At 67.2% G+C, this 16,002-nt stretch carries 18 protein-coding genes; 14 read left to right on the top strand and 4 right to left on the bottom strand.

All coding sequences use genetic code 11. The annotated features are described in order from the left end of the window. The first annotated feature begins 62 nt into the window (after positions 1-62). The 4 genes from mgrA to ABIC65_RS12545 all read left to right on the top strand — a co-directional run bounded on the left by mgrA (position 63) and on the right by ABIC65_RS12545 (position 2,976). Positions 63-1,127, top strand: a complete 1,065-nt coding sequence (gene mgrA, locus ABIC65_RS12560) for an L-glyceraldehyde 3-phosphate reductase (protein ID WP_354309122.1) — start codon at positions 63-65, stop codon at positions 1,125-1,127. Further along, on the top strand, positions 1,124-1,585 hold the full coding sequence (locus tag ABIC65_RS12555; RefSeq protein ID WP_354309121.1) for a GreA/GreB family elongation factor: 462 nt from the start codon (positions 1,124-1,126) through the stop codon (positions 1,583-1,585). Before mgrA ends, ABIC65_RS12555 begins: the two co-directional genes overlap by 4 nt. Before the next feature lie 145 nt (positions 1,586-1,730). Beyond that, positions 1,731-1,991, top strand: a complete 261-nt coding sequence (locus tag ABIC65_RS12550; RefSeq protein WP_354309119.1) for a hypothetical protein — start codon at positions 1,731-1,733, stop codon at positions 1,989-1,991. Positions 1,992-2,001: 10 nt separating this feature from the next. Then, complete coding sequence (locus tag ABIC65_RS12545; RefSeq protein WP_354309117.1) at positions 2,002-2,976, top strand: sensor domain-containing diguanylate cyclase; 975 nt, start codon at positions 2,002-2,004, stop codon at positions 2,974-2,976. A 68-nt stretch (positions 2,977-3,044) separates the two neighbouring features. On the opposite strand, the gene ABIC65_RS12540 is transcribed toward ABIC65_RS12545, so the two are convergent. After that, a complete protein-coding gene (locus ABIC65_RS12540) occupies positions 3,045-3,896 on the bottom strand; it encodes a fumarylacetoacetate hydrolase family protein (protein ID WP_354309116.1) in 852 nt (283 codons plus the stop codon). Positions 3,897-4,098: 202 nt separating this feature from the next. On the opposite strand from ABIC65_RS12540, the gene cobT reads away from it, so the two are divergent. After that, positions 4,099-5,928 carry a cobaltochelatase subunit CobT gene (cobT, locus tag ABIC65_RS12535; protein ID WP_354309114.1) on the top strand — a complete coding sequence of 610 codons (1,830 nt, stop codon included), beginning with the start codon at positions 4,099-4,101 and terminating at the stop codon, positions 5,926-5,928. A gap of 4 nt (positions 5,929-5,932) precedes the next feature. Beyond that, the gene (locus tag ABIC65_RS12530; RefSeq protein WP_354309112.1) at positions 5,933-6,187 is read left to right on the top strand and encodes a ribbon-helix-helix domain-containing protein; all 255 of its coding nucleotides are present in this window, start codon (positions 5,933-5,935) and stop codon (positions 6,185-6,187) included. Positions 6,188-6,396: 209 nt separating this feature from the next. On the opposite strand, the gene ABIC65_RS12525 is transcribed toward ABIC65_RS12530, so the two are convergent. Beyond that, positions 6,397-7,353: an alpha/beta hydrolase gene (locus tag ABIC65_RS12525; RefSeq protein ID WP_436286732.1), complete on the bottom strand. Its 957-nt coding sequence runs from the start codon at positions 7,351-7,353 to the stop codon at positions 6,397-6,399. Between the two features lie 340 nt (positions 7,354-7,693). On the opposite strand from ABIC65_RS12525, the gene ABIC65_RS12520 reads away from it, so the two are divergent. The 3 genes from ABIC65_RS12520 (at position 7,694) to ABIC65_RS12510 (ending at position 11,513) form a co-directional block, all read left to right on the top strand. Continuing rightward, on the top strand, positions 7,694-10,090 hold the full coding sequence (locus tag ABIC65_RS12520; protein WP_354309111.1) for a TonB-dependent receptor: 2,397 nt from the start codon (positions 7,694-7,696) through the stop codon (positions 10,088-10,090). 142 nt (positions 10,091-10,232) lie between these two features. After that, positions 10,233-10,916, top strand: coding sequence for a Fe2+-dependent dioxygenase (locus tag ABIC65_RS12515; RefSeq protein ID WP_354309110.1), 684 nt, complete (start codon positions 10,233-10,235; stop codon positions 10,914-10,916). A gap of 45 nt (positions 10,917-10,961) precedes the next feature. Beyond that, a complete protein-coding gene (locus ABIC65_RS12510; RefSeq protein WP_354309109.1) occupies positions 10,962-11,513 on the top strand; it encodes a hypothetical protein in 552 nt (183 codons plus the stop codon). 79 nt (positions 11,514-11,592) lie between these two features. Here the strand turns inward: ABIC65_RS12510 and cobS are convergent, their stop codons facing one another. Both cobS and ABIC65_RS12500 read right to left on the bottom strand, forming a co-directional pair. Further along, the gene (gene cobS, locus ABIC65_RS12505) at positions 11,593-12,597 is read right to left on the bottom strand and encodes a cobaltochelatase subunit CobS (RefSeq protein ID WP_125972285.1); all 1,005 of its coding nucleotides are present in this window, start codon (positions 12,595-12,597) and stop codon (positions 11,593-11,595) included. A gap of 73 nt (positions 12,598-12,670) precedes the next feature. Further along, positions 12,671-13,276 (bottom strand): winged helix-turn-helix transcriptional regulator, encoded by a 606-nt coding sequence (locus ABIC65_RS12500; RefSeq protein WP_354309108.1) that lies wholly within the window; start codon positions 13,274-13,276, stop codon positions 12,671-12,673. Between the two features lie 154 nt (positions 13,277-13,430). On the opposite strand from ABIC65_RS12500, the gene ABIC65_RS12495 reads away from it, so the two are divergent. From ABIC65_RS12495 to ABIC65_RS12475, 5 genes are read left to right on the top strand one after another with little or no spacing between them, the layout of a single operon-like run. After that, positions 13,431-13,862: a VOC family protein gene (locus ABIC65_RS12495; protein ID WP_354309106.1), complete on the top strand. Its 432-nt coding sequence runs from the start codon at positions 13,431-13,433 to the stop codon at positions 13,860-13,862. 19 nt (positions 13,863-13,881) lie between these two features. Beyond that, positions 13,882-14,112 (top strand): DUF4287 domain-containing protein, encoded by a 231-nt coding sequence (locus ABIC65_RS12490; protein WP_354309104.1) that lies wholly within the window; start codon positions 13,882-13,884, stop codon positions 14,110-14,112. 18 nt (positions 14,113-14,130) lie between these two features. Continuing rightward, on the top strand, positions 14,131-14,802 hold the full coding sequence (locus ABIC65_RS12485; RefSeq protein ID WP_354309103.1) for a glutathione S-transferase family protein: 672 nt from the start codon (positions 14,131-14,133) through the stop codon (positions 14,800-14,802). A 12-nt stretch (positions 14,803-14,814) separates the two neighbouring features. Continuing rightward, the gene (locus ABIC65_RS12480; protein WP_354309102.1) at positions 14,815-15,171 is read left to right on the top strand and encodes a DUF1428 domain-containing protein; all 357 of its coding nucleotides are present in this window, start codon (positions 14,815-14,817) and stop codon (positions 15,169-15,171) included. A 19-nt stretch (positions 15,172-15,190) separates the two neighbouring features. Next, a complete protein-coding gene (locus tag ABIC65_RS12475) occupies positions 15,191-15,970 on the top strand; it encodes a VOC family protein (protein ID WP_354309100.1) in 780 nt (259 codons plus the stop codon). The last annotated feature ends 32 nt before the right edge of the window (positions 15,971-16,002 follow it).

Here is a 16,002-nt window from a genome sequence, read left to right as displayed (position 1 = left end):
CCGCGACGGACCCGGTCTGCGTATAGGCGCGTTCGACCAAGCATTCCCGATGGAGAGACACGATGGCTTATCCCCAGCCCTGGCACGCCGATGCCGATCGATATGACGGCCGCATGCCCTATCGCCGCTGCGGCGTGAGCGGGCTCGACCTGCCGGCGATCAGCCTGGGGCTCTGGCAGAATTTCGGCGGCACCGACGTGTTCGAAAATGCCCGCGCGATGCTGCGCCGGGCGTTCGATCGCGGCGTGACCCATTTCGATCTCGCGAACAATTACGGCCCGCCCTATGGCTCGGCCGAGGAGAATTTCGGCCGCGTGCTGGCGACCGATCTCGCGAGCCACCGCGACGAGCTGATCATCTCGACCAAGGCGGGCTGGGACATGTGGCCCGGGCCGTACGGCGACGTCGGCGGCAGCAGGAAGTATCTGATCGCCTCGTGCGACCAGAGCCTCAAGCGGATGGGGCTCGACTATGTCGACATCTTCTACTCGCACCGCGTCGACCCCAAGACGCCGCTGGAGGAGACGATGGGCGCGCTCGCCCAGATCCACCGCCAGGGCAAGGCGCTGTACGTGGGCATCTCCAGCTATTCGCCCGAGCTGACCCGCCAGGCCGCGGCGATCCTGGCAGACTACAAGGTGCCCTTGCTGATCCACCAGCCGAGCTATTCGATGCTCAACCGCTGGATCGAGGAGAGCCTGCTCGACACGCTGGCGGATCTCGGCACCGGCTGCATCGCCTTCTCGCCGCTGGCGCAGGGGATGCTGACGCGCAAGTATCTCAACGGCGTGCCGGAGGATGCGCGCGCGGCGAAGGGCGGCACCTCGCTCGACACGCGGCTGCTCTCGGACGAGAACATCGCCCGCATCCGCGCATTGAACGCGATCGCCGAGAAGCGCGGGCAGACGCTGGCGCAGATGGCGATCGCCTGGGTGCTGCGCGATCCGCGCGTCACCTCGGCGCTGGTCGGCGCGCGCACGGTGCAGCAGCTCGACGATTCGCTCGATGCGGTGAAGAATCTCGATTTCTCGGCCGAGGAGCTCGCCGAAATCGACACCCATGCAACCGAAGGCGCGATCGATCTTTGGAAGGTATCGTCCACGCTTGAGGATCTGCCGCAACGATGAGCGTCGCCTTCCGTCGCGAGAGCGACGAGGAACACAAGGAACCGAAGTTCGAGCTGCCGCTGCCGGCCGGGCCGAACCTGGTCACGGCGGCGGGGCCCGCGCTGATCGCGGCCAAGGTCGCGGCGCTGGAAGCGGCGATCGAGGCCGAGGGCGATGCCGAGGCCAGGGAGGTGCTCAAGCGCGAGCTCCGCTATTGGAACACCCGCGCCGCCACCGCGCAGATCGCGCCTCGACCCGAGGACGGCGTGGCGGGCATCGGCGCGCGGGTGCGGATCCGGCTGAACGGGCGTGAGCGGGTAATCGAGATCGTCGGCCATGACGAGGCCGATCCGGCCGCCGACCGGCTGGCGTTCCAGGCGCCGCTCGCGCATGCGCTGCTCGGGGCGGAGGAAGGCGAGCGGGTGGACTTCGGCGGCAAGGCCGAGGCGATCGAGGTGCTGGGGGTGGAGGCGCTGTAAGCGGCGGACCTTGGCAGGCGGCCGTGATAGACGACCGCCGAGGTTCATATCGGAGCGCTGAACTTCGAGCCTCTAGATCGGCAATTTGCGACGAAACCACTGCTAGCTCAACCGTTTATTGCCGCCTCTGGTCTATAAGAAAGGCATGGCAAGCGTAACGAGCATCGCCGACGGCCTATCCTCGGCATCCATTTCCACTTCTTGGGAGCAGGACACGATCCCGCCAGAGCTCCAGGAGAGCGTGCAGCGGCATCAGCACCATCTGTCCGCCCTGGTGGTGAGCCTGCGCGCCGCCGGCGTCGGGGAAGAGGTGATCGAGGCGAGCGTTCATCAGCTCGTCGACAGCTATCGGACTGAACTCACGGCCGCCATGCGTGCTCTGGTGATGGGGAATTTGGGTGCTTGATCCCAAGCTGATGGACGACGAGGCCCGGCTTTCCGCGCTCGGCCGTATGGAAATCCTCGAGACCGCGCCGGAAGAGCCGTTCGAGAAGATCGTGAATCTTGTCCGTACCGTGCTCGCGGTGCCCATCTCGACCGTGTCCCTGGTCGACCGCGACCGCCAATGGTTCAAGGCCTATCGCGGCCTGGACGTCCGTGAAACGCCGCGCGCGGTCTCGTTCTGCACCTATACCATCCAGCAGCCGGACCCGCTCATCGTCGAAAACGCGCTGCTCGACGTGCGGTTCGCGCAAAACCCCCTGGTCCTGGGCGGACCGAAGATCCGCAGCTATGCCGGTGTTCCGCTGCGATCGCCGGACGGCTACAATGTCGGTTCGCTGTGCGCGATGGACACGACGCCGCGCCGGTTCAGCCCGGCGGACATCGCCATCCTCAAGAATTTCGCCAACATCGTGAGCGATGAGCTGGAGTTGCGGCTGATCGCCAGCACCGATCATCTGACGGGTGCGATGAGCCGTCGCGGCTTCGAGGAACAAGTGAGTCGCGAGTTCGCGCGTAAGGCGCGGTATCACCGACTGAGCTCGCTGATCGCCTTCGATGTCGATCACTTCAAGAAAATCAACGACGGCTATGGTCATCCGGCGGGGGACGAGGTGCTGCGCCAGATCGGCCGAATTGCCGTGCACACGCTCCGCCCGACCGATTTCCTCGGCCGAATGGGGGGAGAGGAGTTCGCGGTGCTTCTCCCAGAGACCAGCGCTGAGGATGCATTCGTCGCTGCGGAACGGTTGCGCGACGCGATCCAGCGTCACGCCTTCGTGCTTCCCGGGGCCGCAGCCATCAAGGTCACCTCCAGCTTCGGCGTGTCCTCGGTCGGAAGCTTCGCCGACGTGGGTGCCTGGTTCGCGAGCGTCGACGAGATGCTGTACGAGGCAAAATCGGGCGGCCGGAACTGCACGCGCATGGCGAAGTTCGACGTAGCCGCATAGGACCGCGGGCGCTGCTTGACGGTGGGCAGCCCCCTCCCGCCGTGAGAGGGGGCTCGCGCGGCGGTTGCTCAGCCCTCCAGCGCGGCCAGATCGAACGCGATCACGTCCTGGCGCTGGGTGCCGAGGCCGGTGATCCCCAGTTCCATCACGTCGCCGGGCTTGAGGAAGATCTTGTCCGGCTTCTGGCCCTCGCCGACGCCCGGGGGTGTGCCGGTGATCAGCAGGTCGCCCGGATGGAGCGTGATGAAGCGGCTCATGTACGCGATGCATTCCGCCACCGGGAAGATCATCGTCGACGTGTTGCCGGTCTGCATGCGCTTGCCGTTGAGGTCGAGATACATGTCGAGCGCCTGGCAATCGGCGACCTCGTCCGGGGTGACCAGCCACGGGCCGACGGGGCCGAAGGTGTCGCAGCCCTTGCCCTTGTCCCACTGGCTGCCCAGCTCCTTCTGGAAGGCGCGCTCCGACACGTCGTTGGCGAGGACGAAGCCCGCGACGTGGTCGAGCGCATCGGCCTGCTCGACATGGCGGCAGGTCTTGCCGATGATCACGCCCAGCTCGACTTCCCAGTCGCTCTTCTGCGAGCCCTTGGGGATCATCACGGGATCGTTCGGGCCGGTGAGGCACGAGATCGCCTTGGTGAAGAAGATCGGCTCGGGCGGCGGCTCGAGGCCGGCTTCGCGGGCGTGATCGGCATAGTTGAGGCCGATCGCGAGGAACTTGCCGATGTTGGCGACCGGCACGCCGAGGCGGACATCGCCTTCGACCAGCGGCAGCGTGGTGGGATCGACCGCGCGGATCCGCTCGATCACGTCCACGGTCAGGTCGGGCACCAGGCCGGTCAGGTCGCGGATGCGGCCCTCGGCATCCAGGATACCGGGCTTTTCGCCCCCGCGCGGGCCGTAGCGAAGCAACTTCATGCAAGCGTCCTCATTCAGGAAAGACAGACGATTGCGCCGTAGCGCGGCCCGCTTCCCCGCCAAAGCGCGATTTGCGCATTTGTCCGATAAAGGGAGCGGGGCGGGGGACAGCCCGATCCAATCCGCAGTGTCGCACCTGCCCGCTGGGCCACCTCGTGCCCGCCTTCCTTGACATCTGCCCCGTGCGGCGCATGTGGGGGACATGGCGCAGGACAATCCTCTCGACCGGCTTCGCGACGTGCTCGCGGGCACCGCGCGCGCGCTTTCGGGTGCCGATGAACTCGAATTCGGCTTCACCGCCGATGCGCCGTTCCAGAGCGGCAAGACGATCAAGGTGCCGATGCCCTCGCGCACCCTGCCGCCCGAGCAGATCGCCGAGGCGCGCGGCTTTGCCGACAGTTTCGCGCTGCGCATGCGCCACCACGATGCGAACCTGCACGGCCGCACCGCGCCCCGCGAACCCGTCGCCCGCGCCGTGTACGACGCGATCGAGACCGCGCGCGTCGAGGCGCTGGGCTCGCGCGGCTATGCGGGCATCGCCGACAATCTGGAGCAGGCGCTGGCGATGCGGCTGCGCTCGGACCCGATCGGCCGCGCCCGCACCCGCGACGAGGTGCCGCTGTCCACCGCGCTCGGGCTGATGGTGCGCGAGCGGCTGACCGGCCGCGAGTCGCCGTCCAGCGCCGCGCTCGGCCTGGCGCTGGTGCGCGACTGGATCGAGGACAAGGCGGGGTCCGACCTCGACGCCATGGCGATGGCGATCGACGACCAGAATGCTTTCGCCGCGCTCGCCGCCAAGCTGCTCCAGGATCTCGAGCTGACCGAAGGCGAGATGGTCCCCGACGAAGCCGACGAAGGCGGCGGCGAGGACGAAGGCCAGGAAGAGCAGCAGGAACAGGGCGAAGAGGAAGGCGAGGCCCAGCAACAGCAGGGCGAGGGTCAGACCGAGGCGCGCGGCGAGCAGCGCGAGTCCGAACAGGGCGAGGAAGGCGACCAGGACCAAGAGTCCGAGGGCATGGACGACGGCGACGGCGAGCCGGGCGACGACGGCGACGAGGGCATGATGCCCGTTCGCCCGAACCGCCCGTGGAGCGATCTGCCGCCCAGCTTTGAGTACCGCGCCTACACCACCCAGTTCGACGAGGTCGTCGCCGCCACCGACCTGTGCGACACCGACGAGCTGGAGCGGCTGCGTTCGTACCTCGACCAGCAGCTGGTGCATCTGCAGGGCGCAGTGACCAAGCTCGCCAACCGCTTGCAGCGCCGCCTGATGGCGCAGCAGAGCCGCAGCTGGGATTTCGACCAGGACGAGGGGCTGCTCGATGCCGCGCGGCTGGCGCGGGTGGTGGTCAACCCGATGCAGTCGCTCAGCTACAAGATCGAGCGCGACACCGAGTTCAAGGACACGGTGGTGACGCTGCTGATCGACAATTCGGGCTCGATGCGCGGACGGCCGATCTCGATCGCGGCGATCAGCGCCGACATCCTGGCGCGCACGCTGGAGCGCGTCGGCGTGAAGACCGAAGTGCTAGGCTTCACCACCCGTGCCTGGAAGGGCGGCCAGTCGCGCGAGAAGTGGCTGGGCGAGGGACGCATCGCGCAGCCGGGCCGGCTCAACGACCTGCGCCACATCATCTACAAGCAGGCCGACGAGCCGTGGCGCCGCGCCAAGAAGTCGCTCGGGCTGATGATGCGCGAGGGGCTGCTCAAGGAGAATATCGACGGCGAGGCCCTGCTCTGGGCGCATTCGCGGCTGATCGCCCGGCCCGAGGACCGCAAGATCCTGATGGTCATCTCCGACGGTGCGCCGGTCGACGATTCGACGCTGTCGGTGAACTCCGGCTCCTATCTGGAGCGGCATCTGCGCCAGGTGATCGGCTGGATCGAGGCGCGTTCGCCGGTGGAACTGGCGGCGATCGGCATCGGCCACGACGTGACCCGCTATTACAGTCGTGCGGTGACGATCATGGATGCCGAGCAGCTCGCCGGCACGATGGTCGAGCAGCTGGCCGCTTTGTTCGACACCGAGTGAGCCCGTGGCGCTGGAGATCAAGGCCCCGCCGGGGGGCTTTCACGGTCCGGTAAAGCGCTCGATCACGATTGCCGGGCATCCTACCTCGATCAGTCTCGAGCCGATCTTCTGGGCGGCGCTGGAGGCGGCGGCGGCGGAGGCCGCGCTGCCGCTGAGCGCGCTGGTCGCGGCGATCGACCATGCGCGGATCAGCGCGGAGGAGCCGCCGAACCTGGCGAGCGCGATCCGGACCTGGCTGATGGGTGAGCGACAGGTGTAGCGACCCATCCCGTGTCCCCCTCACCCTTCCGCCGCTTCGCGGCTCCCTCCCTCTCCCACAAGGGGAGAGGGAATTTCGATCCCGATCTCCCTCTCCCCTTGTGGGAGAGGGAAGGGGCCCGCCGCCGAAGGCGGTGGGAAGGGTGAGGGGGACTTGCGTGCAATGGAGAGTCCTCTGTCCGAGCGGCGGCGGCCCTCCACCTGGTCTGCTTACACCCCCGGCTTGATCCAGTCGTGCATCGTCATCCAGCGGACGAATTCGTCGAACCAGCCGGTGCTGGTCGTCTTCTTCGGGTACATGCCGAAGCCGTGGCCGCCCTGTTCGAACAAATGGAACTCCACCGGGCGCTTCGCACCGCGCCAGCTGTCGATCAGCCCGAAGCCGGTATTGCCGAACAGCGGGTCGTCGGCCGCGAGCGCCACGAACAGCGGCGGCGCGTCGGCGGGGACCTGGAAGGTCGTCAGCGGGCCGTAGATCGTGCCGATAAAGGCCGGCTTGGCATCCTGCCCGTCGAGCGCGGTCGCCAGCGTGAGCATCGCACCCGCCGAGAAGCCGACCATGCCGACCTTGTCCGGCTGGACGTGCCATTCGGCCGCCCGCTTGCGCACCAGCGCGAAGGCAGCGCGGGCATCGGTCACCTGGGTCGCGATGCCCGCCATCATCGCCTTGGGATCGGCACCGCGCGGCGGGCCGCCGCCACCGCCGGCGAAGCGTGCCTTCATCGCGGCCTCATAGGCGGCGAGGTCCTGCGGGGTCTGGTTCAGCCGGTACTTGAGCACGAAGGCGGCGACGCCGTGGGCGGCGAGCGCCTTGGCGACGTCCCAGCCTTCGTTCTGCATCGACAGCGAGGTGAAGCCGCCGCCGGGCGCCACGATCACCGCGGTGCCGTTGGCCTTGGCGGGATCGGGCAGGAAGGGGGTGAGCGTCGCCACCGTCACGTTGCGGGCGAACACGCTGCCATATTGGCTGTGCCAGCTCTCGGTCGCCGTGGCGCCGGGCAGCGGGCCGGTGCCGAGATCGATCGCGCTCGGCTGCGCCGGCGTGGTGATCGTCGCCATCTTGTCGTTCTGCGCGGGCGCGGGCAGCGGTGCCGCGAGCAGCGCCGCCAAGGTGAGGCCCATGCGCAGCGCAAGTGCGGGCCGACGTTTCAACGACTGTGAACGCATCCAATCCTCCCCATTATTTGCTTGGGCAGAGTATCGGCATACCCGCCGGGTTTGTCCAACAATTAAATCGGTGTCTTGAGCGGCGTTTATGTCGGGTTTGTAAGAAATAAATCAGATAAATAGGGAGGGCCGGGTGGGGGCAAGCACCCTGACGCTAGGTGCCGCGGATGCTGGCGCCGCGGATTACTCTGTCTAGAGCGAGCGCCCGCACGGCGCTTTCGGGCACAGCGCTCGACCCCAGGCACCTCGCTCCCTCTTTATGCAAATCGCTCGCAATCGCATTGACAATGCGAATGGGTCGCAATAGGCGGCTGCGTAACGACGTTCAAAGGGGACTTACGTGAATCGCACTTCCGCGACGCTGGCCAATGCGCCGGCATTCGTTGCACTTGCCTGTGTTGGCTTTCTCGTCTCGGCGCCCGCCCAGGCCGACGACAAGCACCCTAACGACGGTGCCGCCACCCGCGCCGTTTCCGACGACGCCGCGCAGGATCGCGACACGATCATCGTCAACGGCCAGCCCTATTCGCCCCACCAGCAGTCGCCCAAGGCGACGCGCCCGGTGCGCGACACGCCGCAGACCATCACCATCCTCACCAACGAAGTGATCGAGCAGCAGAACCTGCTCACCCTCCGCGACATGCTGTCGACGGTTCCGGGCATCACCTTTGGCGCCGGCGAAGGCGGCGGTGGCTATGGCGACTCGATCAACCTGCGCGGCTATTCGGCCAATACCGACATCACCGTCGACGGCATCCGTGACAGCGCCCAGTACACCCGCACCGATCCGTTCAACCTCGAGCAGCTCGAAGTCGTCAACGGCCCCAACTCGGTGCAGAACGGCGCCGGCTCGGTCGGCGGTTCGATCAACATGGTCACCAAGAAGCCGCAGGCGAACACCCGCATCCTCGCTTCGGGCGGCGTCGGCACCGACAATTATTATCGTGGTACCGTCGATGCGAACGTGCGCGTCAACGACCTGATCGCCTTCCGCCTCAACGCGATGAAGCACGACAACGATGTGCCCGGCCGGGATGTCGAGACGATGAAGCGCTGGGGCGTCGCGCCCGCAGTGACGATCGGCATCGACAGCCCGACCAAGCTGACGCTGCAGTACCTCCACCAGGAAGACGACAACACGCCGCAATATGGCGTGCCCTATTATCAGGTCGCGGGCGGCGCGCTGCCGGGGGTCAGCCGCTCCAGTTATTACGGCTTCCGCAACGTCGACACGCAGCAGAGCAATGTCGACCAGGCGACCGCGACCTTCGAGCACCACTTCAACGACCGGGTGACGATCCGCAACGTCACGCGCTGGCAGGACGTGACCCAGCACAGCATCGTCGATCCGCCCCAGGGCACCTGGTGCCTCGCCAACGGTCGCACGCCCACCGGCACCGCCTGCACCGTCGCCTTCACCGGCGCGACCACGGGCACGCTCACCGTGCCGGCCGGCTATTATTATGCCTCGGGCCCGCGCGGAAACACCCGTAACACCCGCAACCAGCTTGCCTATGACCAGGTCGACCTGATGGCGCGGTTCAACACCGGCTTCATCGAACATTCGGTCACGCTGGGCGCTTCGGCGAGCTGGGAGAAATTCGCGCTCTCCACCGGCAATGTGCTGCGCAATGCCGACGGCACCAACCCGTTCCTCTATTACCCGCTGATCAGCATCGCCAACCCCAACGCGGTGGTGGCGGGCTCGGCGGCGACGAGCGGGATTGCGCGCACCTATGGCAGCAATGTCTATACCGGCCCGATCAACTTCATCGAAAGCGCGCGGCAGACCGGCGAACTGACCAACTATGCCGTCTATCTGTTCGACACGATGAAGCTGGGCGAGCATTTCGAGATCAACGGCGGCCTGCGCTGGGAATCGAACGACGGCAGCTACCGCGCCGACACCGTCTCCACCGCGACGGCGACTTTGGGCCAGGTGACGCCGGGCAGCGTGTTCTACAACAAGGACAAGCTGTTCTCGTACCGCGCGGGCCTGGTCTACAAGCCGATCAAGGCGATCAGCCTCTACGTCGCCTATGGCAACTCCAAGACGCCATCGAAGACCTCGGTCAACGGCTCGTGCACCGCGGCGACCTGCAACGTCGATCCGGAAACCGCGCGCAACTATGAAGTGGGCGGCAAGGCCGAGGTGTTCGGCGGGCGCCTGCTGCTCACCGCGGCGCTGTTCCGCAACGAGCGGACCAACTACAAGGTGGCCACCGGCGATCCGCTCGTCCCCGAGCAGCAGCTGGACGGCAAGTCGCGGGTCAATGGCGTCGCGCTGGGCGCGGTCGGCCAGATCACCAAGGCTTGGTCGATCACCGCCAACTATACCTATCTCGACGGCAAGGTGCTGCGCAGCATCGCGCAGAACAGCCCGCCGGGCACGATCGACTATGGCAAGGATGCCGAACTGCAGAACACGCCGCACCATTCGGGCAGCCTGTTCAGCACCTATCGCCTGCCGTTCGGCCTCACGCTCGGATACGGCGTGACCTATCAGGGCAAGGCGGCGTTCAACCTGCCGGCGGCGGGCGCGACGCAGGTGCTCTACAGCCCCGATTATTGGGTCCACAACGCGTTCCTCTCCTACGAGATCACCCGCGCGCTGTCGGCGCAGGTGAACGTGAAGAACGTCACCGACTCGCTCTATTATACGCGCATCCGCAACAATGGCTGGGCGACCCCGGGCGACGGCCGCTCGGCGGTGCTGACGCTGAACTATCGCTTCTGATCGCGAAGGCCGCGACGCCTCGGCCCCTTCCGGCTTCCATGCCGGGAGGGGCCCTTCTTTTCTCCGCCCTTGATCTGGCGCATGTCCCGCAAGAGGCGGGACGATCACAGGGCAGGTCGTTTCCCCGCGCAGGAGTGTGTGCATGCTGATCCCGATCCCCGACCTGCTGTCGGCCGCCGAACTGGCCCGCGTGCGCACGCTGGTGGATGCGGCGGAATGGGTGGACGGCAACGTCACCTCGGGTCCGCAGGCCGCGCTCGCCAAGCGCAACGAGCAGCTGCCCGAGACGCACCCGGCGGCCCGCGAGGCAGGGGCGGTCATCCTCGACGCGCTGGCGCGCTCGCCACTTTTCATCGCCGCGGCGCTGCCGCTCAAGATCTTCCCGCCCTTGTTCAACCGCTATGCCGGCGGCCAGAATTTCGGGCTGCACGTCGACAATGCCGTGCGCATCCAGCGCGGCAGCGAGTTCCGCGTGCGCTCGGACCTGTCGATGACCGTGTTCCTCGAAGACCCGCACGCCTATGACGGCGGCGAGCTGCTGATCGAGGGGTTGTTCGGTGCCCAATCGGTGAAACTGCCCGCGGGGCACGCGATCCTCTACCCCTCGTCCAGCCTGCACCGGGTGACGCCGGTGACCAGCGGTGCGCGCGTCGCCAGCTTCTTCTGGCTGCAATCGATGGTCCGCGACGACGGCGCGCGGCGCATCCTGTTCGACCTCGATCGCTCGATCCAGGGGCTGGTCGGCGAAGTCGGGCAGGGCCATGCCGAGGTGGTGGCGCTGACCGGCGTGTACCATAATCTGCTGCGCCGCTGGGCGGACGCGTAAGGGGCCAGCCGGCAACGACAAGGGCGGCGCGAACGTTGTGCCGCCATGCCGGCCGATTCTCCGCAAACCGCCACCGTCGTCACCAGCCGCGCGATCCGTGCCGGGCACGAGCAGGATTTCGAGCATTGGGCGGCGGCGCTGGGCGATCTCGCCGAGGCCGCACCGGGCTATCGCGCCGCCATCCGCCTCGGCCAGACCGCCGGCTTCCAGCACCTACTGTTCCGCTTCGACGATCGCGCGATAGCCGAGGCCTGGCACAATAGCGACGCGGTGCGCGCGCATATCGCTATCGCCGACCGCTGGTCGACGGCGCTGCGCCAGATCCAGTCCGGCGACCGCATCGCCTTCGAGCTGCCGAGCGACGCCAGCGCGAGCAAGTGGAAGCGTTTCGTGACGACCTGGCTGACGGTCTTCCCGGTGCTGCTGCTGGTCAGCCTGGGCGTGCGCACCGTGTTGAAGGACGTTCCGTTGCCGCTCCAGCTGCTGCCCTCGTCGATGCTGCTCACCGCGACGCTGCAATGGATCATCCTGCCCCGGCTGCAGCGCTACACCCGCTTCTGGCTGCTGCAGGACAGCTCGGGCCGGCTGCAGAATTGAGCGTGCCGATTGGCGCGCGGCACGGGCACGGCCGTCGCCTCTCCTGGCGGGGAGAGGGAACGCCCGAGACCCACGGCGCTTACGCCCGCCCGACCACGCTCTCCGGCAGGTCCTTGCCGAACACGCGCTGATAATATTCCGCCACCTGCGCCCGCTCGGCATCGTCGCACTTGTTGAGGAACGACAGGCGGAAAGCGAAGCCCACGTCGCCGAAGATCAGCGCGTTCTGCGCCCAGGTGATCACGGTACGCGGGCTCATCACCGTCGAGATGTCGCCGTTGATGAAGCCGCGGCGGGTGAGCTCGGCGACGCGGACCATGTTCTCCACCGTCTCCTTGCCGCCCGGCTTGTCATATTCGCCGGACTTGGCGAGCACGATCCGCGCCTCGGTGGCGGCGGGCAGATAGTTGAGCGTGACGACGATGTTCCAGCGGTCCATCTGGCCCTGGTTGATCTGCTGCGTGCCGTGATAGAGGCCGCTGGTGTCGCCCAGGCCCACCGTGTTGGCGGTGGCGAACAGGCGGAACCAGGGGCTCGGGCGGATCACCCGGTTCTGGTCGAGCAGGGTCAGCTTGCCCTCGGTCTCCAGCACGCGCTGGATCACGAACATCACGTCCGGGCGGCCCGCGTCATATTCGTCGAACACGAGCGCGGTCGGGGTCTGCAGCGCCCAGGGCAGCAGGCCTTCGCGGAACTCGGTGATCTGCTGACCGTCCTTGAGCACGATCGCGTCGCGGCCGATCAGGTCGATGCGGCTGATATGCGCGTCGAGGTTGATGCGGATGCACGGCCAGTTGAGCCGCGCCGCCACCTGCTCGATGTGCGAGGATTTGCCGGTGCCGTGATAGCCCTGGATCATCACGCGGCGATTGTGCGCGAAGCCGGCCAGCACCGCGAGCGTGGTGTCGGGGTCGAACACATAGGCGGGGTCCAGATCGGGCACGCGCTCGTCCGCCTCGCTGAACGCGGGGACTTCCATGTCGATGTCGATCCCGAACAGGTCGCGCACCTTCACCATCTTGTCGGGTGCGTCGAGGATCGTGGAGTCCCGGCTGTCGGGCAGGGTGTTGGGGATGTCGGCCATATCAAATCCTTCAGTCGCACCGGACCTAGTGGCTTGTTTGCCGCACTGCAACCGCATGTCCGAAGGGGAGGGTTCAGGCGCCGATCTTGGGCGGTAGCAGGAACAGCGTCGCGAAGTCGGCGGCGCGGGCGGTGTCGCCCTCCACCGCGAACCTGCCCTCGGCGAGTGCCGTGGGCAGCGGCATGACCCCGAAGAGGACCGGCAGGAAGTCATTGGGTTCGCCGACGAACACCGCCTCGGTATCGGCAAGCGTGCCCCGGTCGATCGCCAGGGCGCCGCCCGAGACGGTGACACGATAGGTCTCCTCGCCCAGCCGAAAGCCGATGCAGCCCGCCCAGCCCGCCGCCTTTTCCGGCAGCAGCAGCATCCGCAGCGCCAGCATCAGCGATACGCGCGAGAAGGGGAGCGACGGATCGTGCCGCGGCGAGCGCAGCGCCCAGCGGCCCATCGCCATCACCACCGGCTCGGCCTCATATCCCCAGGGGGTGAGCGCATAGACCTGCACGCTGGCCGGCGGCGGCAGCTTTTTGCGCACGATGATCCCGTCCGCCTCCAGCCCTTGCAGCCGCTGGGTGAGGACGTTGGCGCTGAGCCCCGGCAGCCCGGCGCGGATCTCGCCGAAGCGGCGCGGGCCGAGCAGCAACTCCCGGATGATCAGCAGCGCCCAGCGCTCGCCCAAGAACTCCAGGGCGAGGGCGGTGCCGCAAGCGTCTTCGTATCGGCGCTTAGGTGTGGTTATATTTTCTAACTTCACGGTTGTTTTTTAGGATCAGGCGCGGCACGAATCAAGCAGGGCGCGACTCGAAAGTCCTGCCCAAAGGGGAGAGAAAGCGATGCCGAACGCCGTGTTCGTGAACCTGCCCGTGGCCGATGTGCCGCGCGCGACCGCCTTCTACGAAGCGATCGGCTGCACGAAGAACGAGCAGTTCAGCGGGCCGACCGCGAGCGCGATGGTGTTGTCCGAGACGCTGACCTTCATGCTGCTCCAGCGCGACTTCTTCCAGACCTTCACGCCCCGCACCGTCGCCGACGCGACCACCACGACGGAGGTGCTGATCGCGCTGCCGCTCGACGATCGCGCCGCGGTCGATGCTTTGGTCGAGAAGGCGGCAGCGGCCGGCGGCACGGGGGACATCCGCCCGGTGCAGGACATGGGCTTCATGTACGGCCGCACCTTCACCGATCCCGACGGCCATATCTTCGAACCGTTCCACATGGACATGGCCGCCGCTGCTGCCGCGATGGCGCAGGCCGAGCCGGCCTGAATCGAGAAGGAGATCGACCATGTCGTTCCAGGCCTATCTCGACAACATCCAGGCCAAGACCGGCCGCAGCCCCGACGATTTCCGCGCCTACGCCGCCGAGAAGGGCTGGGCCGATACGTCCGGCCTGCGCGCCGGTGTGAAGGCGGGGGCGATCGTCGCCGATCTCAAGGAACAGTTCGGGCTCGGGCACGGCCACGCCATGGCGATCGTCGCGCTGCTCAAGGGTGCCAAGCGCGAAGGCGATGCCTGAACCAGAGGATAGGATAGCATGCCCGTCATTTCCGAAAGCCCGATCGAGATCGTCACCCTGGACTGGGTGCCGGACTTTGCCCGCGGCTATGTCCGCGACTACCGCGTCCGCTGGGCGCTGGAGGAGGCCGGGATCGACTATCGCACCGATCCGATCAGCACGGTGGACCGGCCGGCGGAGTATTTCGCCGAACAGCCCTTCGGCCAGGTGCCCGCCTATCGCGAAGGGGAGGTGCGGATGTTCGAATCCGGCGCGATCGTGCTGCACATCGCCGAGCGGTCCGAAGCGCTGCTGCCGTCCGATCCGGCGGCGAGGGCGCGGGCGCAGTGCTGGATGTTCGCCGCGATGAACAGCATCGAGCCGATGCTGCTCGAACTCACCAATGTCGATGTGTTCGCGCGCGACGAGCAATGGGCGAAACTCCGCCGGCCGAGCCTGGTCGCCACCATCGACAAGCGGCTGGGGCATTTGGCCACTGCGCTGGGCGACCGCGACTATCTCGAAGGTCGCTTCACTGCGGGGGACCTGCTGATGGCATCGGCGCTGCGTGCGCTCGATCATACCGACTTGCTGGCGGAGCATCCGGCGCTGGCGGCCTATCAGCAGCGCTGCCTCGCGCGCCCGGCCTTCGCTGCGGCGATCGCGGCGCAGCTAGAGGAATTGCGGACGGAGATGCCCGAACCTGCCTGAAGGAGCGCAACCATGGCCTATCTCGACGGATATGTGATTCCGGTGCCCGAGGCGAAGAAGGAGGAATATCGCGCGTTGTCGGAAGTGACGGCGGCGCTGTTCCTCAAGTTCGGCGCGACGCGGGTGATGGAAACCTGGAGCGAGGACGTGCCGCACGGCACCGCCACCGATTTCTACCGCGCGACGCTGGCGGAGGAGGGCGAGGCAGTGGTCTTCGCCTGGGTGCTGTGGCCGGACAAGGCGACGCGCGACGCCGGCTGGGGCAAGCTGATGGAAGCGCCCGAAATGCAGGGGCGGACGATGCCGTTTGACGGCAAGCGCATGTTCTGGGGCGGTTTCGAGCCGATCGTCGATCGCGGCGAGGGCTGAAGGCAGGGGAGAGCGAGACATGACAAATCGGCAGGGCGAATTCATCTGGTACGAACTATTGACGCGGGATGCGGACAAGGCGTCGGCTTTCTACGGCGCGGTGGTCAGCTGGGAGGTCGGCGCGCCGCCGCCCGGCGGGCCCGACTATCGCATGATCGCCGCGCCGGACGGCAATGCCGGGGGCGTGCTCCAGCTCGATGCCGCGATGCTCGCGGCGGGGGCCGGCCCGACCTGGCTGGCCTATTTCGGGGTCGACGATGTCGATGCGAGGGTCGCGTCGATCGTCGGCGAGGGCGGCAAGGTGCTGGTGCCGGCCTGGGATGCGGCGGGCGTTGGGCGCATCGCGATGGTCACCGATCCGCAGGGCATTCCCTTCTACGTGATGCGCGGCGCGACCGAGGGCGCGACCAGCACCGTCTACCAGCGGCATGGGATGGGCCATGTCGGCTGGAACGAGCTGCTGTCGCCCGACGCCGAAGCTGCGCTCGGCTTCTATCACCGCCAGTTCGGCCTCACTCGGATGGGCGGCATGCCGATGGGCGAACTCGGCGAATACAGCTTTATCGGCCATGACGGCGGCGAGCCGATCGGCGCGATCATGCGCCGCATGCCCGAGGGGCCGACGGGCTGGGGCTTCTATGTCCGCGTGGACGATGTCGATGCGGCGAAGGGCCGGATCGAGGCGGCGGGGGGCACGGTGGTCAACGGGCCGATGGACGTGCCGGGCGGCGAGCGCATCGTCCAGGCGCTCGATCCGGACGGGGCGCTGTTCGGGTTGGTGAGCGGGGATAGCGCGTAACGGCTACGCGCCGTTTCCAGGATTTGGCGGAG

Origin of the sequence: Sphingomonas trueperi (assembly GCF_040545665.1) — a bacterium.
Classification (GTDB): domain Bacteria; phylum Pseudomonadota; class Alphaproteobacteria; order Sphingomonadales; family Sphingomonadaceae; genus Sphingomonas; species Sphingomonas trueperi_B.
This window is presented reverse-complemented; position numbering and strand designations above follow the sequence as displayed.